Below are 20,610 nucleotides of genomic sequence, written 5' to 3' on the forward strand. Positions count from 1 at the left end.
TATCAAACATATCCATGAAAATAGCAACTAAGTTAAGTGCCCCGAATTGGATCGTTTTTCAACTGGTTGAAAAGTGCAATTTAAGATGTAAAATGTGTTACCAATGGGGCGACACCGGATCATACCATGAGAAAGAAGCATTAACAACCCTGCAATTCAAATCGCTGGAGAAAATTATTAATGACTGCGCTGATTCAAAACCAACTTTTGGCCTGTTTGGCGGCGAGCCGCTGCTGCATCCCCAGGTATTTGAATTGATTAAATTGATCACCGATAAAGGCTGCTATGTATATGCCGCTACCAACGGTACACTAATTGAACAGTACGCTGAAGAATTGATAGATTCAAAGATCAACCGTTTGTGGATCTCGGTTGACGGGCCGCAAAAGATTAATGATCTGCAAAGGGGGAACGGTGTATTTAAAAGGGTGATGAAAGGGATTTCCAAACTAACGCAGCTGAAAAAGGCAACCGGAAGTCATTACCCTGAGCTGGGGATCACATACATTGTTACCCCAACCAATGCTGCACATATTGAAGATTTCTTTTTCAATCACATTAATCTGGATGAATTTGCCGGGGTCAGTATCGAAATGCAAAACTACACTACCGTTGATGAGCATCTGGATTATGTAGAAGTACTTAGTTCTGAATTTGGTGTTAAAACTATGGCACCAATTGCCAGCGGCCTGATCCAGGATCCGGTTATTTTTAAAAATATGGATATGGAAAACATTACCCAACAGATTTTTAAGGTAAAGGAACTTTGTGATGCTAAAAAGATCATCTTAAATACTTCGCCTAAAACGGTAAATACACAAAACTATAAGAATTATTTTTCTGCCAATTGGGAACAACTGGAGGACAAAAAATCTCATTGCGTTTTCCCGTTCATTCAGGCAGAAATTACAGCTACAGGAGACGTGGTGGGCTGTCATACTTTTTATGATCTACCCATGGGCAACATTTATCAAACTGATTTTCTGGATATATGGAATGGCGAGCGCTGGCAGCAGCTCAGGAAATATATCAGGAAAGACCTTTTCCCCATTTGTACCTCCTGCTGCAGTTATTATTATAATCCAAGTTCAAAATATTAAAACTTATGAAGACAATTTTAGATTGTATAGCCATTGGACTCATCAAATTTTCATTTATCATTTTCTGTATCATTTTATTCCCGCTTTTGCTCGTTAATACGATTATTCATAAAAGAAAGATCAAAAAGAACCCCTTTTTTAAAAGTCATATTGTAAGATTATATGAGCGTTATCCGCTTGCTTATGAGGCTTATATCCTGGTTATGAATTTCCCTTTGTTTTATAATGTTTATAACGTATTGCCCCCACTAAAAGATAAAGTACTGCAGGTGGGTTGTGGAACAGGAGCACTGAATATTTATCTGCAAAAAAAAGGAAAAATGGCCGGCCTGGAATTGTATAATCTGGATACTAATATCAACTCTATTAAATATGGGTTAAAAAGGAAGGCTTTTACCAATTATATCCATTCTGACATTAAGAATGCACCTTTTGAGGATGGATTTTTTAATACAATTGTTTTTGCCCGCTGCCTGCACCATATTAAGAACCATAAAAAAGTTTTTGCTGAATGTGAAAGGCTGCTGGCTGTAAACGGCAAAATCATTATCAGCGATCATATTGATTTATTACCCGGTTCTCCAAATCATAGTTATATGATGAACTCCAATATAGATGGTGTAATCTGGCGCTATAACGAAAAAGGATTAAAAACACACCTGGAAAAACACTTGCCGGCAAACCTGAAATTACGGTCGCTCCAGGCAATCAGGCAAAAATGTATCACCAACTACAATTCATTTTTCCCGAATGCGGACGGATTGGCCATTATAGAAAAATGTTAACTTAATTACGATAACAATGTTCAATGATCTGAAAGCCCCCAAATGGATTGTACTCCAATTGGTTGAAAAGTGTAACCTACGTTGTAAGATGTGTTACCAGTGGGGAGAGACCGGCTCTTATCTCGATTTTAAAAAGGAAAACTTAAAGGTGTTATCCACCAGCGTTATTAAACAAATCGTTGATGATTGCGGACCAGTAAAACCTTACGTGGGCTTGTATGGTGGTGAACCCCTGATGCACCCCGAAGTCTTTGAAATTATTGATTACCTGAAGGCCAATCAGATTAAAATGTATTTGGACACCAACGGGACCTTAATTGAAAAACATGCTGCTCAGTTAATTGACAGCAAGGTTGATTTACTGTGGATTTCCCTCGACGGACCCCCGGTAATTAACGATCTGCAGCGCGGAAATGGCGTATATAAACGGGTAATGAAAGGTATCGATAAACTTGCGGAGCTTAAACAACAACAGCGTGCCCTGTTGCCTAAAATTGGTATTTCATTGACTGTTACTCCCCTCAATTATCAGCACATCAATGCACTTTTTCTGGAAAATATGGATTTATCAAAGATTGGGAGCATTAGTATTGAACTACAAAATTTTGCTACGGCGGAAGAGCACACTGATTATGCAAAAATCCTTAATGACGAATTTAAATTAAACACAACAGCCCCTATTGCCAAAGGACTGGTACAGGATCCGGAGATTTTTTCTGAAATGGATACAGTTGTCATTACCAATCAGCTGATCCGGTTAAAAGCAGTCTGTATTGAGCTGGGTATTAATTTTAACAGCTCACTAAAAACATTAGAGCCGGGCAATTTTAAAAGCTATTTTGAAGGCAACTGGAATGAAATGACCGATAAAAAACACCATTGTTCCTTTCCCTTAACGTATGCAGAAATAACTGCCAAGGGTGATGTTGTGGTATGCCACACTTTTTATGACCACATTTTAGGGAACGTTTATCAAACCAGCTTTAAGGACATATGGAATGGCGAAGCTTTAAAGGAACTGCGTAGTTACTTACGTAAACAACTGCTACCCATTTGTACCGCCTGCTGCAGGTACTACTATAATCCAGCATCCAATAATTAACCAAATTAAATAACAGATTAACACCATTAACATGATTGAAACCATTAAAAAAGTAATTGCCAAAGTAACCGATGACCCAGAAATGGCCTCAAACCTTAACGAAGACGCAGATATTATTAACGATGTTGGTTTAGATTCATTGCAAATGATAGATTTTATGTTGCAAATAGAAGACGAGCTCGATATTGAATTAGATTTTGATACCATTGACATCAGTCACTTTAGCTCTCTTAAATCTTTTGCGGGATTTTTGGCTACCCAACGGAACAACCAGTAAACCATGTATAAAATGACTGACGGCACGCTGCACATGGCCACATTTAATGCAGAAAGATTTTGGAGAGACAGTACCATGGCCAATTTACCCTCATTTAAAGACAAACAGGCAGATATCATTGTTGAAATGATGGATGAAACGCAATTTCTTTTTACTAAAAATCCACAAGATGTAGTTTGCACCCGTTATCCGATGAATGTTACTCATAAAAACTACCTGGACGGATTGGGCTTTAAATTTATCAGCAACGAACTGCCGGTTAATTTTGATGACGATGTGTTGCCGGAATTGTCAAAAAATGTTGCCGAATTATTATACCAGCAGCCTGATAATCTCTATTTTGATCAGCTGTTTAGCGAGAGCAGTACATTCTCTCCTTATGCGGTACTGCCCGGCACAAAGGAACTATGCATGAAGTACCGGTTAGGCACAAAACTGCCAGAGCTGCATACCATTGCGAAGGTTAACTCAAAACTATTTTCGGCAAAGCTCGCTCAGTCCAAGAGCCTTGGAGCGGGCAGCATTATTACCCATACTGCAGCCGAATTAAAGCAAACAGCCTTTGAAATGCTGAAAAAAGGCCCATGTTTGGTAAAGGATGCTTTTGGGGTATCAGGCAAAGGAAATATGTTGATTGAGCGCGAACACACACTTAATCACATTTACAAATATTTATTAAAGCAGGAAAATGAAGGGAAAACAGCTGAATTTGTCATAGAACCCTTGTTAAACCGAAAGTCTGATTTTTCCTGTCAGTTTATAATTCATCCGGACGGCAGCTACGAACTTATTGCGGTGCAGGAAATGTTGAACAATAAGTTCAGCTTTTCGGGAATGCGTAAAATCTCCCTATCCTTTTACCAGGAGTTAGATAGGGGCAATTACTTTGATACAGTGGCAGTGGTTGCCACCTCATTGTATAAAGAGGGTTACTTCGGCCCCGTTTGCCTGGATTCTATGGTTTTAGTGAATAACACGATCATACCTATCATTGAAATCAACGCACGAAAATCAATGGGATTTTTAAGTTATGAGTTAAATGAGTTTTTGAAGCCGTTTAAAGTTACCTGCGACCTGGTAACATATGCCTTTGGTACTTATGAACCCTTAAGTTTTGAAGCATTGTATACTCATCTCAAACAAAATAAATTGTTGTTTGATCTGGACAACCAGAGCGGTATACTACCAATATCAGCTAATACCTTTGATATCAATAGCCGTTTATTTAAAACCGGCAGGATGGAGGGGCTGATTAAAGGTAGATGGTATGCCGGTTTGATTTATAAAAACGAGGCCGAAAGATTGGGTCTTGAGACCAGGGTTCAGTCGCTATTTAAAACCTTAAATTTAAAAATGCTTTAGCCGATGAGAAAACCTTTAATCACTGTGCTTTGTGCAGGCCCTGGATTAGGATTTTATGTACCAGGAATTGTGGTGCACCGACAGTTAAAAAGCGCGGGTTTAACATCTGCAGTCCATGTTTACGAGGGATTGCTTATGGCAGATAAGCAGCAAAATATTCCTAAAGCCAAAATTAATTTCCATCGTAATTTTTCATTTGCATTAATGGGCCAAAATCTGGCTAAAGACCCTAGTCCATACCTGGATGAGTTGGCAGTACAGCATTTACTAACCCAATGGCAATCAGAAAACCGTACACATTTTATCGTATTTTCAGGTTTCTGGATCCCCGTGCTAAACCGGTACATGGAGTTATGTGCCAGCCAGCTTTCTATTGAACTATGCCATATTGATGCTGCTAATTCAACTTCCTGGGGCTTGTTTAAAACAGCGCTTCCGGAATTTAAACATGTCTGGTTCAATAACTGGGAAGACAAGTCCATCAGCTATTACATCGATATATCAGGGGAAACAATAGCGCCTTACACACAGCGGGATGGTTATCTCATACACGGTGGCGGTTGGGGAATGGGTACCTATAAGGAAAAGCTCCATGGGTTAAACGATTTACAATTTAAATTAAAAGTGATAGCCTACGAGCATAAAGATCTTGAAAACCGGAATAAACTAAGTCAATATTACCTGATAGACCCTGACTGGAATACCTGGGATTTAGACGCAGCCGGAGCACATCAGTTTCCACCTTTTGGCCTGGTGGCAACTGACGGTACCCTGAACTACCATGCTGCTGGTAACTACCCGGAAGTTTATGACCTGGTGATGCAAAGTAAAGCGATCATCAGCAAACCTGGTGCAGGCACATTAATAGATTCCCTTTCATCTGCTACGCCCTTGATTTTTTTAGAGCCTTTTGGCAGCTATGAAAATAAAAATGCGCTGTTATGGAAACACTTTGGTTTAGGAATCTCTTTGCAGGACTGGCTGGGCACAGGTTGCTCAACGGCTGTATTGGAAAAGTCGCATAACCGGTTGCTGGAAGTAAAAGGAAACGCAAAAAATTATGTTCAACATTATATAAACAACTTAAATTATGGAACTTAATTCTACTGTAAGATTTGACCGGGAAAGTTTTGACCGGTTGCAAAAACGCATCAAGGATCTTTCGGTTACCAGGCGGGAAAGGATCTATAATCCCACCTATGCCGCAACAATACCATATGAAGTAGATGTTCAACTTACTTACGCCTGTAACCTACGCTGTAAAATGTGTTATCAGTGGAATGATGATGGCTATTTTCATAGTTATAACAAAGAGATCCAGAATAAAGAAATTGATGTCGCCCTTTTTAAACAAATACTGGATGAAACACGCCCAGCCAAATCCCGTTTGTATTTATGGGGAGGCGAACCATTGTATCATACCAGATGGGCTCAAATTGCTGATCTGATTGAAAAAGATCCGAGACATACAGTGGTCTGCACAAACGGCATACTTTTGGAAAAAAATATGGAATCGCTGCTCAAGATTTCTCCTAGTTTAGCGCTGTTGGTGAGTATTGATGGTTTGGATGATGTAAATGATGAGCTGCGTGGAAAAAAAACGTTTGAAAGATTAATAAAGCAGGTAAACACTGTACTTGACGAGCAGCGAAAAGGGAACTACAAAGGCACTGTATCTGTGAATGTGGTATTAAATGATGCCCTGATCCCCAATTTGTATGAATTTGTTGAATATTTTGAAGCACTTGGAATCAATTCTATTTATTTCAATTATCCATGGTTCATATCTCCTGAGCGGGCAAAGCTAATGGATGAGTTTTATGCCGAAAACTTTGCCTTTCTGGGGAATAAACCGACCAGTGAATTAGCGAGCTGGCATTCCTATTCATTTAAATTAAGTGAGGAATCTGATACAGTGCTACAGGAGCAGATTGTTAAATTAAATAGCCGGACCTGGAAACTTCGGGTAAGGTTTCAACAGCAGTTAGAAAGCGCTGAAATTCTAGATTTTATATCCGACCGGTACGAGCCAAAGAAAAAATGCTTTGCCCTTTCAAACAGGATTGAAGTGCTTGCCGATGGTAAAGTTGGTACCTGCAGCAAATTTTTTCCTGAACTTTCTATCGGCAACCTTAACGAGCAGGGCCTGGTAGAGATATGGCAAAGTGACAACTTTAAACAATTGCGGGGCATTTTAAGCAAGGGATTGATGCCGGTTTGCGCCAAGTGCATCTTGCTTTATCGTAATGGAATTTAATCCGGGTTATACTTTTTTTATTAATGATGAAAGTATATTATGCAAGGTGTGATCAGCAGTGGTACGAGAAACATGGAGACATATTTTTGAACCAATTACCACCAGTGCTTCGCCAGCGGATTTTAAGGTTTAAAAACTGGCAGGACTCCTGCCGGTCGCTGGTCGGAAAGCTATTGCTTAAAAAAGCACTGCAAGAGTGTAATCAGCCTGCTACTCTTTGTAATCTGGACTATAACGAATATGGAAGGCCATTTGTCGGTGGAGACCTTGATTTCAATCTTAGCCATTCCGGGAGCTACGCGGTATGTGCAATTGTACGAGGTTCTAAGATAGGTATTGATCTGGAACAGATCAGACCAATGGACATCAATCATTTTCAATCACAATTTAACCAGGAACAATGGGTAAAAATAGTTCAGTCGGAACATACAGCCAGCGCCTTCTTTCATTATTGGACACTGAAAGAAGCGGTTGTAAAAGCAGACGGCCGGGGTTTAAAGATTCCACTTCAATCCATTGTGATCAAAGATAACCATGCTGAAATTCAACACGCAATCTGGTATTACCAAAAATTGAGTTTTGTTCCTGAATATGTGCTGCATATTGCTTGTAAACAACCCATATCAAGGCCCGTTGTTGCACAGAAAATAAATTTTCACTATGATCATTAATAGAAATTGTCAATGAATTTGAATCTGTCTAAGAAAAAAATAATTATTATTTCCCCAATTATTATCATCTGCATAGCGGAGGCACATTTAAGAATACATTATAAGGAAGAACTTAAAGATAGAATTTACCCTAAAATGTGGTGTCCAGATCCATTGTACGGATATAATTATATACCTAAATATAAGGGTGTTATGTCTACCCCAGGTATTCAAGGCAAAGAAATCACCATAAACAGACATGGTTATATCGGCCCAGACTTTACCAGAAAAAAGAAAAGGGGAGTGTACCGTATTATCGTAGTTGGCTCATCTGTAGCGGGTGGTATATGGTCAAATGGTACTGTAAACTATGCAACTTTCCTTGAGCAACTTTTTAGACGAAGGGGATATCAGGTTGAAGTAATCAATTGCAGTACAGATGGTGAGGGGCGCGGTAAGCGTAACATTGATCTGATCAACCGGGAGTTGTGGGATTATGATCCAGACCTGGTCTTATTAGAGACCGTATTTCCGTTAAGCTATAAGCGGGTAAACCGGGAAATTTACAGGGGTTATAAAATCGAATATTTATTAAATTCGACAACCTCGAGGAGTAAAGTCATCAAACAAATTGATGTTATTGAGCGCTATAGTTTTCTGACCTGGCCCTACAAATATTCTTATGTAATAAGGGCAATGTGTAAATTTTATTTCGAAAAATATGCCGATATGGAGGTAAGTGACCTCTATTATGCATTTTTAACGAAGACTGTTCGTTTTAGGTGGGAAACCTATTATTATTCAGTGGATGGCTCCATCGCGCTTTTGAAAACTGCCCAGAGGACACTTTCCAGAAAAAATGCAAGGTTAATATTGCTGGAATACGGAATTGATGAAGAAAAAAAAGCCATTTATATTAAAAATCATTTGCCCGTAATTTACCTCACTCATAAATTAGACGCCACTTGTCTTTCTCTGCCTGATTCTCACCCTAATCGAAAAGGACATCAAACTATCGCTAACTGGCTATTTCGGCCATTAGTCGGTATTTACTTACACGAACGATCTAACCAACTCAATTCACTGCCATGAGTAACCTGTCAAAATTATTGATTTTAATGCTCTGCGTTTCGATTAACGCCGGATGTGGAAAAACTACACCTATCATTAGTGCCGTAAACATTAGAAAACCAATTTATGTTGACGGGGTTATGGATGTTGTATGGCAGAAAGGCAGTTGGTGCAAGATCAGTCATTTAGCCCTTTCAAAGCAAGACACAATAGTTACTTCTGCAAATATATCTGGTAAGTTTAAGGTGCGATGGGACCGTAAAAATTGTTATTTTTTTATACAGGTTAAAGACGATATAAAATGTCGAAGGCCGGTATCTGAAGACTTATATAAAGCTAAAATCGATTTTTTTAGATGGGTCGGAGAGAATGATGCAGTGTCGGTTGTTGTTGACAGCAAACAGGAGGGGTTAACTTTGAAACATTCCAGAATTAACCGATATACCTTTGTTTACCAATTTGATTCTGTTTTGGTTTCGTATGGGTTTAAGTCTGACATCAATAATGTTAAATTTGCGCAAAAGGATACAGCAGCAGGTTATGCGATGGAGATAGCAATTCCATGGGATAACCTAAATATTGATATTTCCAAACGCCATTCCTTTGGTTTGCAAATTTTTATTGCTGATAATGATAATCATCAAATTGAGCCTGGTATACCGCCCTTTTCTGACTCAATTGTTTCCTGGTTCGACACGGGCATATCCCTGTCAGCTGCATCTAAATTGCCAACAAATGTTTATCTGAATGATTGATTCAAATAATTTATTTCACCTCTACATAGCTAATCAGAACTTGTGAATCGTCTATACTCTATATCAGTCAGATCCTGACTGTCACCTAGAAAACAAATCAAATTACAAATTAATGCTGCTCAAAATGATTAATGAAAACTGGTATCCGGCTTTGCTTGCTTATTTAAGGAATTTTGAACAGGAAATGCCTGCTGAATTTGACAGCTTACTTTTTTCCAGATTATCTGAACCTGTTCGCTACGATAAGGATACGCTGGTTTTAAAGCCTGGTGATATAGCGGATATGGCGTACTGGCCTATAGCCGGTTATATCCGGACTTATGTAGAGTATAAGCCTGAGCAAGACAGAGAGCATAATAAACAACAAACTATCGGCATATCTATACCGGGAAAGGTTTCATTGCCCGCTAATAGTTTTATGAACCAAACTGCATCTGCGTATTTTATGGAGATCAGCAGGGGAAGTATAATGGTTGGATTTAGGCACGAGGCATTTATTGAGCTGGGTAAGCAAATGCCTGAGGTTTTTGTGCTGGCTAGCCAGATTATTGCTAAAGAAGATGAGGAACGCAATTTTGAAAGGAAAATGCGCGCCGCAAGGAAGGCAGTGGGCTATGCTATGTTTCTAGATCATTTTAATCCGGTTGTAGAGTCTTTTGTTCTGTTGAAGGATATCGCCACTTTTATCGGAATGAGGGATGAAACCCTGAGCAGAATAAGAACAGCTGGTGGCTATGGTGATGCCCATCTGAGGAAATAGCGCCGTTTTGGATTGACCCAGGTCAATTGTGGGAAAAATTTTAATGTTTTAATTTGGATTTAAAAATAAGGGGAGGGTAATCTGTTGGTAACGGAATGCCCTCTTCTTTTTAAAAAAGCTACTTATGAACCAAATTAAACTACCATGGATGAAGAAATTTTACAAAAACTGGATCAGGTACTGGTGTACCAACAGGAGCTGAAAACCATGATGCTGGCATTGAGCCATAATCCGTTAATCCTGGAACAGGCGGAAGTATGGTTTACTAAAGAAAAAGTACTGGATGAACTTTGCATAGCGCCCCGTACTTTTTACAGAAGGCGAAAGGCCGAGAACTGGAAAACCAAAAGAAGCGGTGGGACTGTGTATTATCTGAAATCATCATTAAGAAAATAACATCACGCTCTTATGATCAACCGAACTTTATTAAAAGCGCTGGAAAGTTTACATACTTCAACCCCCGAAGCGGCAATGCTGCTGAGCAATCTATTTGTTCCTATATCCTTCAAAGGAGGAACTTCTTTTCCCTGGTACGAGCAGGCTTCGCATGTACTGTATTTTGTAGAATGCGGTCTGGTACGGGGATACCTGTACTGGAAAAACGAGGAGCATACCTGTTGGGTTATGGAACACGGGTTTTTGCTGCCAGTTAACCAGTCTTTTACCGAAACAGAACTGGAATATACGGAATTTATGAGGGACAGTACCGGCTGGATGCTGAATTTGGAAAGGGCACTGCCACAAATGCAAAGGGATCCGACGGTTTGCCGGATGTTATTCGAAATTTTTCAGCGGAATATAGAGATGGGTAAGATGAGGGAACTTACGTTTAAGCTGAGATCCCGGGACGAGCGTTTCCGACATATGTTTGATCTGCAAAAGCAGCTGATGGACAAAATACCGCATGTGATCCTGGCCTCCTTACTTAGCGTAACGCCAAAGTACCTGTATGAGCTCAAGAAGAAATACAGGTAATGATCTTTCCACTTTTGCCATGCAATTTACCCGATTTTGCCGAGCAATTTACCCGAAACTGCTGATTCTGAAAAGGCTGACCCTCAATACCTTTAGTTATTCATTTTAAGGAAATAAAAATTTATGAAAGTTAAGCAAATACTGGTTTTTAGCTGTAGTGCACTGCTGATTTTGCTGTTTACTTATGCGGCATGGGATAAGGTGCTGGACCATCAAACTTTTCTGCACCAGATGCGAAGATCTCCTTTTCCCTTTATGGATATCTGGGCAATAGCATTGGTTTGGCTGGTGCCGATGGCTGAGGTGTTGGTTGCGGTGTTTTTGTGGTTACCGCACTGGCGCATGCGGGGCCTGATTGCATCCCTCTTGTTGCTGGCTGTTTTTGAGCTGTACATTGGAGGTATGCTGTTTTCTGGAAAAGAGTTGCCCTGTACCTGCAGTGGTGTTTTTAATATGAGCTGGGGAAATCACCTGATTTTTAACCTCGTTTTTATAGTGATTGCGGGGATGGGGTTGTTGGCGATGGGGAGCAAATGGCCACTAAGGCGGTCGTCATCTCGAACCGAAGGGAGAGATCTCTTGCTTATGCATAGTTCAAGAGATCCCTCGTCGCTGCGCTTCCCTCGGGAGGACGGCAGGGGGCCAGATGACGAGCGCCTTAAACAAGACCGTACATAACAGCGCTTTTCCAATCCTGAATATTAACGCGTCCGGAAGCGGGAGTAGAATATAATTAACCTAATAATTAACCTAAAAATTTTTACAAGATGAAGAAAATTTTTACCGGGATCCTGGCTGCAGCATTTGTAGCGGGAACCGTAAGCGCTTTCGCCAAACAGGTGATCCTTGCGCCAAAAGCTGATGAGGAAACTTATACCTGGAACAGAACAGGTGGAGAAGGTTCTCCAGAGGAACAGAATCCATATGTTGGCACCAAGACACAAGCCGAAAATTATTTTGGCTGCAGTGGTACGGTTGATGATTGCGCGGTAGGTACTCCTGTGAACCTGGGGGTGCCAGCCGAAGTGATTTACCAGCATTAATTCCTGACCTAGCCCCTGCATCAGCCGGGGGCTGGGTTATTATTTGTTTTTAACCTAAAAATCTAATGAACTGTTTGAATAAGTTATTTATAACCCTATTTTTCTCCGTTGTCTGTATATTTTGCAGTGTATCTTTAGGCTATACGCAAAGTTCACCTAAATTTGACCGTATTTTTCCGCATGCCAATGGCCCTTTGAACCCTTTTGAAGTTGAAGTGCTGCCGGCCGGAAGCCCTCTTGTGCAAGAATCTTTAGCTGATCCTGATCCTGATGCCGGACGGTGTGTTTACAAAAACCGACTGTATATCCATTCCAAAAAACGTTCTAAAAATTTACATCGTTACGAAATGGGCGAATATACCATCATTGATGTGTATCTCAATGGGATGGGAACATACCTGTATAGCTTTTGCCTGCCAAAATATAAGCGGTTCAAAGTAAGGTCATTTAAGATTACTGATGACCAGCTGATTGCCCTGCAGGGAAATTACCAGGTAACCTATAACATTTTAAAATTTAGCTTTTAAACGAAGGGAATAGAAATGGAGCAGGGAAGAAAAACAGGTAGCGTGTATGGCAGCCTGGTGATTGAATTCATTGCAGCTGCCTGCGCAGTGCTGTTTTTTTATGCAGCAACAAGCAAACTGCTGGATTATGAACTGAGCAGAAGGCAAATGCTGAACCAGGTTTTTCCTGTTGTTGTAGCCAAGATATTGGTTTGGGCTGTTCCGGTTGCTGAACTGATTATTGCTGGTTTATTGTTGTATAAACCTACACGGTTGAAAGGGTTCTATGCCTTTACGGGATTGATGCTTGCTTTTACGCTTTATATCGCGGTTGCCATGAGTGGAGTTTTTGGCCGGACTCCTTGCTCTTGCGGAGGGATACTGAGACATATGGGTTACTGGATACACCTGGTGTTTAACTTGTTTTTTGTAGGGGTTGCTATTGTAGGGATTGTTCTTGATACGAAACGTCGGCGTCTTTTTAAGCACCACGTCATCTCGACATTAGGAGAGACCTCTTGAACTATGCCTAAACAAGAGATCCCTCTCTTCGATCGGGATGACGTGGTGATTATTAGCCACGATTATATAAAATATTCTTTGGCCAATTTGAGTCGGGAGCAGCTGAAAACCCGTGATCCAGAGTAAGCGCATTTTAAATTCTATTAAAATAAAAAGATGAAAAATTTATTAAAAAAAATCAACGTTTTTGGATTAGCGTTAATCCTTGTTGGTGGAGTTGTTTTGACAACTCAAAATTCGTTTAAAACTGCTGCACCTTACGAAAATTATGGTCAGTATACCGATCCTACTATTTCTGGTGTAGCCATTAATGGAAATTGGTATCAGGAAGGTACTGTTCCTGCGGAGGGTTACCTGTTTGTATGCCAGGAGCAGGAAGAAACAGAATGTACCTTCGATTTTAATCAGGACCCTAACAGTGACCCGTCTAATCCTTCCCTAAATACGGATAATGGTGAGTTTAAGTTGATTGAAACCAATTGATCGATTTACAGGCCCGCAGTTTTTGCGGGCCTGTAAATTTATCTTGTATTTTGTATTACATGTTCTGATAACTCATTGTCCGGAAGAGGGAAAACATACCGGTTATCCCCTGGTGGCAATTCATACACCTGATTATTAATCACCCGTTTTAATGTTACCTGAAAACGGGCATCAGAATTTAATCGTCTCAGGTCAGTCCAACGGGTATCCCTGGCAATCAGTTCTTTTCTGCGCTCGGCCAGGATGATTGACAAGGCCAAATCCTGGTTTGTTTCCTGATAGGGTTTAAAGGTATTTTTAAGCCATCTTTTTTCGAGCAATAGGTTAAGTGTTTTGATACCTTCATTTGTCCTGCCCTGGCGCACTTCACATTCCGCTTTGATCAGGTAGATTTCATCTACGCTTAATCCGAAAAAGGTAGTTGCGCCAATACTGCCACTGTAGGTTCCTTTAAAAGTAACCAATCCCTTTCCTGCATCCTTAAAAAAGGCCTGCCTGCGCAGATCGTTACTGGTATAGCTTTTATACAAAGTAGAATCTACGAGTGTTAATGCAGCATTTAACGTTGCTGCGGTAGATGCGCTGTAAAACAGTACTTCGTCATTGACGCCCGTAAGCGGATTTGGAAAAGGCCGGGCTGCAGTTAACGTGAGGGTGTTGTAGTCTATTAGCCTGCTGCTGATAGCCAGGGCTTCATCTGCATATTTAAGTGCCAGATCATATCTTTCCATGGCCAGGTAAACTTTAGATAACAGGGCTAATGCTGCAGCTTTGGAAGGCTTGGTTTTGATATCGACGCTTACCGAAAGTAGTGGTGATGCCGTAACCAGGTCATCGATGAGCTGGTCGTATAATTGCCGCAGGTTGCCCCGGCCTGGCCTTTCGTTCACATTGGAATTGAGGTGGAGCATGATACCGGGTGTTGTTGCTGCAGTTGTATTTTGATAGGGTGCACAGAATTGTTCTGCGAGTTTGTAGTAAGCCCATGCGCGATAAAATAAAGCCGACCCTTTAATTTGATTGAAACTTGCCTGATCATTTGTTTCTATTTTCAAAAGCCCATCGAGCACTACATTGGCATAAAAAATTTGTTTGTAGGCATTATTCCAATCGCCAATACTTTTGCTTTCGTAAACGTCTTTTGCCCAGATGTAGGCGTTTTTTTCGGGTATTACGCTCAATCCCTGCCAGCCCGCGGTACTGGTATAGAAATCATCACTGGCCAGTACAGTTAGGTAGGGAGACTTGTTGAATATGTTTGCCGTATTGTTTAACAGTGCTTGCATATCCGAGAGGGTAGTGGGCACCAGCAGTGCCTTATCTGGTTTTGCTTCCAGAAATTCTTTTCCGCAGGAGCTGAATACAGCGAGCGAAAGGAGCAGTAAATATTTATAGTTGTTCATATGACTGGTTTTTAAAAGGTTCCTTTTATACCGAAAGCGACACTGCGCAGGGTTGTACCCTGCAGGTTATCCGGATCTAGTTTTGCCTGGTTTTTTCTCCACAGAATGCCTATGTTATTGGCAAAAGCAAACAGACTGAGTTGTTTAAATGGGAGCCTGGACATGCTGGCCTGCCTTAGGTTATAGCTCAGGTTGATGTCCTGAAAGCGGATATGATCGCCAGGCTGGACCAGTGTTGCGGAATAGGTATAGAAATTATCCCGGTTGGTATTGCTGACCAGTGGGATGGAGGGCACATTGGTAAAAGTTTCGTCACCGGGCTGTTTCCACCTGCTGCTGTAATCGCCATGGCCACCCAGGCCTTCGGCATTGCCATAAGTAATGGAGCTGCGCCTGAAATAGTAGCGGAAACGAAAGTTGATAGTGGCGGACAGGCTGAAAGATTTATAACTGAAGGTATTGCGTAGGGAACCAAAAAACAGCGGCCTGGCCGAGCCTTCGTATTTCAGGTTATCTGGATTGGCGGTCTGGATGATCTTTACATAGTCTTTACTGACTACTCCGTCCAGGTAACCTTGCGGATCACCATTGGTTGGATCTAAACCCGCCCACCGGTAACTGTATAAAGCAAATAGTGGCCTGCCTTCGAATGGACGGGTAAGCCCGCCACCTTCGCCGTCCTGCAGGTATTGTGCGGCAGGGGCTTTTACTTTGTAATCACTGATTTTATCTGTTGCATAGCTGAACACCACATTGCTGCTCCATTTGAACATCCTGTTGAGGTTTTTGCTGTTCAGGGCCAGGTCTATGCCGCTGCCCTTAGTACCGGTATAGTTGCCACGGTAAGTGGTAATCCCTGTTGATGCCGGAAAGGGAGTATCACCGATCAGGTCTATCCCTTTTTTGGTATAATATTCAATGCTTCCATCAATAACCGCATTTTTTAGGGAAAAATCTATACCAAAATTCAGGGTTTTTACCCGTTCCCATCGCAGTTCGGGATTGGGCGGGTTCTGGATATCGGCATAGGGCAGCCTGGTTAAGGTTGCGCTTGCCCGGTAGATGGCTGTGGTATAGGCAGAGGTGGATTTATCGACATTGCCATTGTAACCCCAGGTGGCCCTTATTTTGAGATAGGACAGGACCGATGAATGGTAAAAATCTTCCTGGCTGATGATCCAGGCCAGGCCTGCGGAGTAGAGCGGTACGCCTTTTTGATTGGCGTTTACACCGAAAAGGTTAGACTGATCTAGCCTGCCGCTTCCGGAAAGGATATACCTTTCCTTAAAAGTGTAAGCAGCATTGGCATACCAGGACAGGTAACGGTCGGTAAGATCACTAAAGCCATCCCTGTTCTCGATCACCCGGCTGCTTGCCGGATTGCTGTAATCGGGAAAGGTTTTGATGTAATCTACCAGCTGGCTGGTGGCATGTTCCTCATCGTAACCGTATAACCGGTAGCTCCTGGCAATGGTATGGCGGTCGTTGATCTCATAACCGGCTATGGCATTAATGGCATGCTTTGTTGCCCAGCTCTGGTTATAAGCCAGCTGCGCCCGGAAGTTGCTGGCATTGCCTTCTGTATCATTTAAATCCAGCATACCGCCCAGGGGGATGTTCCTGAGCAAAGTGCCATCGGTGTTAATCTGTGTGTAGCGGTTAACCAGGTCTCGTACCAGATAACTGTTTTCTTTGGCCAAATTTTGGCCGGCCCTGGTGTTGGCTGCGTATTGATAGAGTAGACTTGCCGATAAAAAAGGGGTAACCTTATATTTAATGCTGGTATTTACCCGGAGATCGTTTACCTGGCTGGTGTTATCGGATGTGTTTAGCTCGTTCAGGGGTATATAATCCCAGTTCAGCAAACCTTTCTTTTCGGCATCAGTTTTAAAGGATTGGCGGAAGCTCCTGGATACGATCAGCGGACTACCCGCTGCATCGGCCATTGCTTCGTAGGGGTAAGTAGGGGTATAGGAAAGCGCGTTTGCCGTATTCCTGTTTTGGGTATAGTTGACACCGGCATCCAGTTCTAACCTGTCTTTTAAAAAGGTGAAGGAATTGTTTCCGCTGATGGATAACCGGTTGTAACTGTTACCCAGCTGGGCAGCCAGGTTTTGGTCTAAGCCTGCAGAGATTGCATATTTCTGATGGGCAGATCCGCCGTTTAAATTCAGGAAATATTGCTGGTTTACACTGTTGCGGTTCAGGTATTTGTCTATGTCCTGCCGGGTATCATGCCCGGCGATTTCATTGATCAACCTGTCTGCTTCGGCAGTGCTGATTTTCTGGTCGCGTGCAGCAATCAACAATTCCAGCACCGGGGAAATCGGCAATTTGTTGGTAGCCAGTTCTAAGTTTTGAAAGTATCCTTTCGCAAACAGACTCCGTTCGGTAACGGCATAATCGGCAGGCGACATTTTAGGGAGGTAAAATGCATTGGGTTTGGCGCCGATGGTTACATTACTGCCGAAACTGAGCAGGGCTTTCTGGTTATATTTTCCTTGTTTGGTAGTGATGACAATGATCCCGTTGCCGGCACGCGCACCCCAGATGGATGCCGCGGCGGCATCTTTAAGCACGGTTATGCTGGCCACATCGTTGGGATTGATGCTCAGGATGTCCCCTTCGTAAGGGAAGTTATCTACCACGATCAATGGATTTGCTGTAGCAAAGATGGTGCTGCGCCCGCGTATACTGATGTCGTTTTCTGTAGTGCCCTTATTGCGGTTAAAGACCAGACCGGGCACTACATCTTCCAGGCGGCTGAGGATGCCTGTGCTTACTTCGCGGGACAGGATGTTGCTATCTACCAGTACAAAGGAACCGGTTTGCCGTTCTTTAGGTAGTTTCTGGTAACCGGTAGAAACGATGTTGACCTCGTTCAGGTTGTTTATCTCTTTTAAGGAATCAGGCTGTTTACCAGTTATTTTGCTTTTTATGACCTGCCCATAAAGTGTATGGGCGAGCAGTATCGCCCATATTATGATGATGAGTTTTTTCATGTGGATTGCGCTTATTTTTTATCGGATATAAAGAGCATATTGATTTCTCTGCTCCGCTTTACGAATTGTAGGTCATATTTTACCAGTGCTTTGTTCACAGCCTCCATATTTTGTAAAAGGGCTGTGATTTCCATATCCACCGGCCCGGTATAATTGGTTTCGTTTAGTAGTGGGATTTTGGATTTTTGCTGGTAAATGAGCCGCAGTTGGTCAACAAAACGGCTAATTGGGAAGTTCTGCAACTTGCAGCCAAGAGCTCCAAAACCGGTTAAGGACTTTCCGCCTTTAGTTTTTAATTTATCGATGCTGCTGGTTCTTTCCAATACGAAACATTCAACGGATTTGAGCTGCATGCTGGCTGTATATTTCGGAAAATAGCGGATCATATCCTGTTGCATGAATTGATAGAAATTTGCGGACAGGTGCCGTGGCAGCATCAGTTCGTAACACATATTGTGCGCTTTTGACCAGCCCAGCTTGTCACCTTGTTCGGGCGTTCTGATCAGGTCCGGTTCTTTAACATCAATAATTGTACGGGCGGTTTCGAACATCGGGCCACCAAATGCAATTCTGATCATCTTGGAGGGGGATTGGTTGCGTAACAGGATTTTTATGCCCTGAATGCTATCTTTTGAAACCGTTATGCCCATACCTATTCCTTCTGTGTAGGTAGTGAACAGGGAATGATATTGCAGGTTTGCGCCACTACCACCATTGCCGTTGATCAGAAAAGGTTTGTAGCGGTCGAGCTCCATTTTAAGGTCTTTTTTTTGTTTAAACGCCAGTGACGTATCGGCTGGATTTAATGCTTTTTCGATGTTTGCTGCAGTAACTTCTTCAGTCCCGGTAATGGCTATCACCCTTCCTGTAGCGTCGATCCAAACGTAATGTGGCAGGTAGATATGGGGGAAAAGTTTGTGCAGTTCTTTATCTCCGGTTATCTGGGGAAGGTTTGGTGTTTTTCCTTTGTACAATTTTGCCAGGAAAGATTTTACTTCTTCTTGGGGCTGATAAGTGACGGGAAGGATCTGGATTTCATCTTTAAACTGTGCCTGTAAGGCTTCCATTTTTGGGATCATCGCAATACAAGGACTGCACCAGGTAGCCCAGAAATCAAGGATGATGAGCTTGCCCATGTATGTTGCGAGGCCTGCAGCAATTGGTACTTTCTGGCCGATCTGTAAACCTCTGCTGGTGGCAGCAACAGCTATATTTTTAGGAGTTTGGGCAAGGGCTTTGGAGCTAAAATTATGGCAAAGCATAACCATTACGATGAGTATTGTCGTTTTTTTCATGTTGTTATATAAGTTAGTTAGGTATTATAAGTTTCTGGTGTTATTTAATCGAATTCGCCGAACTCCAGCAGTTCCTGGTAACTGAGCCCATATAAACTGGCAGTTCGCCGAAGCAGGGCCTCTGTAGGATACAGGAAGTCGGCTTCGTGTTTCAGATAACTGTCTAAACGTTTTTTTAACAATAATGCTGTTTCAGCTTCTGTCCGATCGGCTATCTGTCTCAGCAAGACAAACTTTTGGCCGAAAGTAAGTTTCATTTCTTTATACTTCATGCTTTGTTGGTTTGAGATGGGACCAACATTTTAGCAATAGCAATTTAATTGCGCTGGCCGAATGCTGGCAGTTAATTATTCAGATGGTTAGAGCTTTGTTCTGTTAGATAGAATTAAGCTAGTGCGGCGGGCAGATGACGAGGTTGAAGTTCTCCGTACGGTTAGATTGGTCAGTTTTCATATCAATTGTCAGTTAGTTTCAATTTAATATGAGTCTAGATATGATAGAAGCACGATAACTATAGCGGGCCCTATCACCGTACTACAAGGTTCCGACACCTTCGATCCGGTTACGATAGAGCCCATAGCGCTATAGTCGTACAAAAGTACGTATATTATCACTACGGGCATCAATCTATCGCCTCGGATCGATCTCAAATTGTCGGAATTTGTAGACGAGACTCTTGATTATGCCGATATTATTGGCATTATTTATTTTTTTTAATTAGTTCATTTTTAATGATATTGATTTTAAACAAACTTATTTAAAAATAAATAATATTCCAAATTTGGAATAGTAAAAAATCGCTTAAAGAAGTCTTTTTGTTCCATGGCTGAACAATATATAGATAAGGCACTTTTAGGGGTTATAAGGGAGAAGTTGTGGAAGATTTCTAATGAGAGAAGAATTACCTTAGAAGATATAGAAGACAGGACTGGATTTAGCTACAGCCAGGTTTATAGAATTGTTAGAGGCACTAATAATATTTCCGTAAGTGGTTTAGTAGCTGTATGCAAGGCTTTAGAGGTTCAGCCCTCTGAAATCTTTAATTTCGATGTCGTAATTCCAAAGTATCCTTCTGTTAGAAAAGAAAGGAAGGGATAGGAGATAAGGCTGTTGGAATAAGAGTTTAATTTCTAGAATTTTCTGTTAGATGGATAAAACACTCCAAACTGGTTCTTCCCCACATTTGGTGGTTAAGTTGGTTTGAGTACTAATCTTTTTCTAAGTAATTCGAAACTGGCCCTACCATACATTTGCCGTTTGAT

23 protein-coding genes are annotated in these 20,610 nt (G+C 41.6%); 19 read left to right on the top strand and 4 right to left on the bottom strand.

Translation table 11 applies throughout. The features are described 5' to 3' along the window. Nucleotides 1–14 precede the first annotated feature (14 nt). From HDC92_RS24170 to HDC92_RS24255, 18 genes are all read left to right on the top strand, one after another. Nucleotides 15–1,100, top strand: a complete 1,086-nt coding sequence (locus tag HDC92_RS24170) for a radical SAM protein (RefSeq protein ID WP_183877457.1) — start codon at nt 15–17, stop codon at nt 1,098–1,100. 5 nt (nt 1,101–1,105) lie between these two features. Continuing rightward, nucleotides 1,106–1,885 (top strand): class I SAM-dependent methyltransferase, encoded by a 780-nt coding sequence (locus HDC92_RS24175; RefSeq protein WP_183877458.1) that lies wholly within the window; start codon nt 1,106–1,108, stop codon nt 1,883–1,885. Nucleotides 1,886–1,901: 16 nt separating this feature from the next. Then, nucleotides 1,902–2,987: a radical SAM protein gene (locus HDC92_RS24180; protein ID WP_183877459.1), complete on the top strand. Its 1,086-nt coding sequence runs from the start codon at nt 1,902–1,904 to the stop codon at nt 2,985–2,987. A gap of 31 nt (nt 2,988–3,018) precedes the next feature. Then, nucleotides 3,019–3,264, top strand: coding sequence for an acyl carrier protein (locus HDC92_RS24185; RefSeq protein ID WP_183877460.1), 246 nt, complete (start codon nt 3,019–3,021; stop codon nt 3,262–3,264). A 3-nt stretch (nt 3,265–3,267) separates the two neighbouring features. Next, nucleotides 3,268–4,626 carry a hypothetical protein gene (locus tag HDC92_RS24190; RefSeq protein ID WP_183877461.1) on the top strand — a complete coding sequence of 453 codons (1,359 nt, stop codon included), beginning with the start codon at nt 3,268–3,270 and terminating at the stop codon, nt 4,624–4,626. Nucleotides 4,627–4,629: 3 nt separating this feature from the next. Then, nucleotides 4,630–5,727: a hypothetical protein gene (locus tag HDC92_RS24195; protein ID WP_183877462.1), complete on the top strand. Its 1,098-nt coding sequence runs from the start codon at nt 4,630–4,632 to the stop codon at nt 5,725–5,727. Next, nucleotides 5,717–6,883, top strand: a complete 1,167-nt coding sequence (locus tag HDC92_RS24200; RefSeq protein ID WP_183877463.1) for a radical SAM protein — start codon at nt 5,717–5,719, stop codon at nt 6,881–6,883. The genes HDC92_RS24195 and HDC92_RS24200 overlap by 11 nt, the downstream gene beginning before the upstream one ends. A 23-nt stretch (nt 6,884–6,906) precedes the next feature. Beyond that, complete coding sequence (locus HDC92_RS24205; protein ID WP_183877464.1) at nt 6,907–7,554, top strand: 4'-phosphopantetheinyl transferase family protein; 648 nt, start codon at nt 6,907–6,909, stop codon at nt 7,552–7,554. Between the two features lie 192 nt (nt 7,555–7,746). Beyond that, nucleotides 7,747–8,625, top strand: coding sequence for a hypothetical protein (locus HDC92_RS24210; protein ID WP_183877465.1), 879 nt, complete (start codon nt 7,747–7,749; stop codon nt 8,623–8,625). 26 nt (nt 8,626–8,651) lie between these two features. Beyond that, nucleotides 8,652–9,359, top strand: coding sequence for a sugar-binding protein (locus HDC92_RS24215; RefSeq protein ID WP_255484668.1), 708 nt, complete (start codon nt 8,652–8,654; stop codon nt 9,357–9,359). A 124-nt stretch (nt 9,360–9,483) separates the two neighbouring features. Beyond that, nucleotides 9,484–10,119 carry a Crp/Fnr family transcriptional regulator gene (locus HDC92_RS24220; RefSeq protein WP_183877467.1) on the top strand — a complete coding sequence of 212 codons (636 nt, stop codon included), beginning with the start codon at nt 9,484–9,486 and terminating at the stop codon, nt 10,117–10,119. 144 nt (nt 10,120–10,263) lie between these two features. Next, a complete protein-coding gene (locus HDC92_RS24225) occupies nt 10,264–10,515 on the top strand; it encodes a hypothetical protein (protein ID WP_183877468.1) in 252 nt (83 codons plus the stop codon). Between the two features lie 12 nt (nt 10,516–10,527). Continuing rightward, nucleotides 10,528–11,094, top strand: a complete 567-nt coding sequence (locus tag HDC92_RS24230) for a hypothetical protein (protein WP_183877469.1) — start codon at nt 10,528–10,530, stop codon at nt 11,092–11,094. 123 nt (nt 11,095–11,217) lie between these two features. Beyond that, nucleotides 11,218–11,772 (top strand): MauE/DoxX family redox-associated membrane protein, encoded by a 555-nt coding sequence (locus HDC92_RS24235; RefSeq protein ID WP_183877470.1) that lies wholly within the window; start codon nt 11,218–11,220, stop codon nt 11,770–11,772. An 89-nt stretch (nt 11,773–11,861) separates the two neighbouring features. Beyond that, entirely contained in the window at nt 11,862–12,137 is a 276-nt protein-coding gene (locus tag HDC92_RS24240) for a hypothetical protein (RefSeq protein ID WP_183877471.1), read from the top strand. Between the two features lie 74 nt (nt 12,138–12,211). Next, nucleotides 12,212–12,664, top strand: coding sequence for a hypothetical protein (locus HDC92_RS24245; RefSeq protein WP_183877472.1), 453 nt, complete (start codon nt 12,212–12,214; stop codon nt 12,662–12,664). Nucleotides 12,665–12,679: 15 nt separating this feature from the next. Beyond that, a complete protein-coding gene (locus tag HDC92_RS24250) occupies nt 12,680–13,165 on the top strand; it encodes a MauE/DoxX family redox-associated membrane protein (RefSeq protein WP_183877473.1) in 486 nt (161 codons plus the stop codon). Between the two features lie 156 nt (nt 13,166–13,321). After that, nucleotides 13,322–13,648, top strand: coding sequence for a hypothetical protein (locus HDC92_RS24255; RefSeq protein WP_183877474.1), 327 nt, complete (start codon nt 13,322–13,324; stop codon nt 13,646–13,648). A gap of 38 nt (nt 13,649–13,686) precedes the next feature. Here HDC92_RS24255 and HDC92_RS24260 read toward each other — a convergent pair whose 3' ends face one another. From HDC92_RS24260 to HDC92_RS24275, 4 genes are read right to left on the bottom strand one after another with little or no spacing between them, the layout of a single operon-like run. Beyond that, nucleotides 13,687–15,051, bottom strand: coding sequence for a RagB/SusD family nutrient uptake outer membrane protein (locus tag HDC92_RS24260; RefSeq protein WP_183877475.1), 1,365 nt, complete (start codon nt 15,049–15,051; stop codon nt 13,687–13,689). Between the two features lie 11 nt (nt 15,052–15,062). Next, nucleotides 15,063–18,053 carry a SusC/RagA family TonB-linked outer membrane protein gene (locus HDC92_RS24265; protein ID WP_183877476.1) on the bottom strand — a complete coding sequence of 997 codons (2,991 nt, stop codon included), beginning with the start codon at nt 18,051–18,053 and terminating at the stop codon, nt 15,063–15,065. Nucleotides 18,054–18,064: 11 nt separating this feature from the next. Then, nucleotides 18,065–19,348 (bottom strand): TlpA family protein disulfide reductase, encoded by a 1,284-nt coding sequence (locus tag HDC92_RS24270; protein ID WP_183877477.1) that lies wholly within the window; start codon nt 19,346–19,348, stop codon nt 18,065–18,067. Nucleotides 19,349–19,392: 44 nt separating this feature from the next. Next, nucleotides 19,393–19,620: a hypothetical protein gene (locus tag HDC92_RS24275; RefSeq protein WP_183877478.1), complete on the bottom strand. Its 228-nt coding sequence runs from the start codon at nt 19,618–19,620 to the stop codon at nt 19,393–19,395. 550 nt (nt 19,621–20,170) lie between these two features. Here HDC92_RS24275 and HDC92_RS24280 point away from each other — a divergent pair. Further along, on the top strand, nt 20,171–20,446 hold the full coding sequence (locus tag HDC92_RS24280; RefSeq protein WP_183877479.1) for a helix-turn-helix domain-containing protein: 276 nt from the start codon (nt 20,171–20,173) through the stop codon (nt 20,444–20,446). Nucleotides 20,447–20,610 lie beyond the last annotated feature (164 nt).

It is taken from the genome of Pedobacter sp. AK017 (assembly GCF_014200825.1).
Taxonomy (GTDB): Bacteria; Bacteroidota; Bacteroidia; order Sphingobacteriales; family Sphingobacteriaceae; genus Pedobacter; species Pedobacter heparinus.

What these genes read in the sequence shown, in the direction of transcription:
- HDC92_RS24175 (WP_183877458.1), top strand. Translation starts at nt 1,106, where the DNA reads ATGAAGACAATTTTAGATTGTATAGCCATTGGACTCATCAAATTTTCA.
- HDC92_RS24240 (WP_183877471.1), top strand. Translation starts at nt 11,862, where the DNA reads ATGAAGAAAATTTTTACCGGGATCCTGGCTGCAGCATTTGTAGCGGGA.
- HDC92_RS24225 (WP_183877468.1), top strand. Translation starts at nt 10,264, where the DNA reads ATGGATGAAGAAATTTTACAAAAACTGGATCAGGTACTGGTGTACCAA.
- HDC92_RS24230 (WP_183877469.1), top strand. Translation starts at nt 10,528, where the DNA reads ATGATCAACCGAACTTTATTAAAAGCGCTGGAAAGTTTACATACTTCA.
- HDC92_RS24180 (WP_183877459.1), top strand. Translation starts at nt 1,902, where the DNA reads ATGTTCAATGATCTGAAAGCCCCCAAATGGATTGTACTCCAATTGGTT.
- HDC92_RS24170 (WP_183877457.1), top strand. Translation starts at nt 15, where the DNA reads ATGAAAATAGCAACTAAGTTAAGTGCCCCGAATTGGATCGTTTTTCAA.
- HDC92_RS24260 (WP_183877475.1), bottom strand. Translation starts at nt 15,051, where the DNA reads ATGAACAACTATAAATATTTACTGCTCCTTTCGCTCGCTGTATTCAGC.
- HDC92_RS24235 (WP_183877470.1), top strand. Translation starts at nt 11,218, where the DNA reads ATGAAAGTTAAGCAAATACTGGTTTTTAGCTGTAGTGCACTGCTGATT.
- HDC92_RS24275 (WP_183877478.1), bottom strand. Translation starts at nt 19,620, where the DNA reads ATGAAGTATAAAGAAATGAAACTTACTTTCGGCCAAAAGTTTGTCTTG.
- HDC92_RS24195 (WP_183877462.1), top strand. Translation starts at nt 4,630, where the DNA reads ATGAGAAAACCTTTAATCACTGTGCTTTGTGCAGGCCCTGGATTAGGA.
- HDC92_RS24200 (WP_183877463.1), top strand. Translation starts at nt 5,717, where the DNA reads ATGGAACTTAATTCTACTGTAAGATTTGACCGGGAAAGTTTTGACCGG.
- HDC92_RS24210 (WP_183877465.1), top strand. Translation starts at nt 7,747, where the DNA reads ATGTCTACCCCAGGTATTCAAGGCAAAGAAATCACCATAAACAGACAT.
- HDC92_RS24265 (WP_183877476.1), bottom strand. Translation starts at nt 18,053, where the DNA reads ATGAAAAAACTCATCATCATAATATGGGCGATACTGCTCGCCCATACA.
- HDC92_RS24255 (WP_183877474.1), top strand. Translation starts at nt 13,322, where the DNA reads ATGAAAAATTTATTAAAAAAAATCAACGTTTTTGGATTAGCGTTAATC.
- HDC92_RS24250 (WP_183877473.1), top strand. Translation starts at nt 12,680, where the DNA reads ATGGAGCAGGGAAGAAAAACAGGTAGCGTGTATGGCAGCCTGGTGATT.
- HDC92_RS24185 (WP_183877460.1), top strand. Translation starts at nt 3,019, where the DNA reads ATGATTGAAACCATTAAAAAAGTAATTGCCAAAGTAACCGATGACCCA.
- HDC92_RS24190 (WP_183877461.1), top strand. Translation starts at nt 3,268, where the DNA reads ATGTATAAAATGACTGACGGCACGCTGCACATGGCCACATTTAATGCA.
- HDC92_RS24220 (WP_183877467.1), top strand. Translation starts at nt 9,484, where the DNA reads ATGATTAATGAAAACTGGTATCCGGCTTTGCTTGCTTATTTAAGGAAT.
- HDC92_RS24205 (WP_183877464.1), top strand. Translation starts at nt 6,907, where the DNA reads ATGATGAAAGTATATTATGCAAGGTGTGATCAGCAGTGGTACGAGAAA.
- HDC92_RS24215 (WP_255484668.1), top strand. Translation starts at nt 8,652, where the DNA reads ATGCTCTGCGTTTCGATTAACGCCGGATGTGGAAAAACTACACCTATC.
- HDC92_RS24280 (WP_183877479.1), top strand. Translation starts at nt 20,171, where the DNA reads ATGGCTGAACAATATATAGATAAGGCACTTTTAGGGGTTATAAGGGAG.
- HDC92_RS24270 (WP_183877477.1), bottom strand. Translation starts at nt 19,348, where the DNA reads ATGAAAAAAACGACAATACTCATCGTAATGGTTATGCTTTGCCATAAT.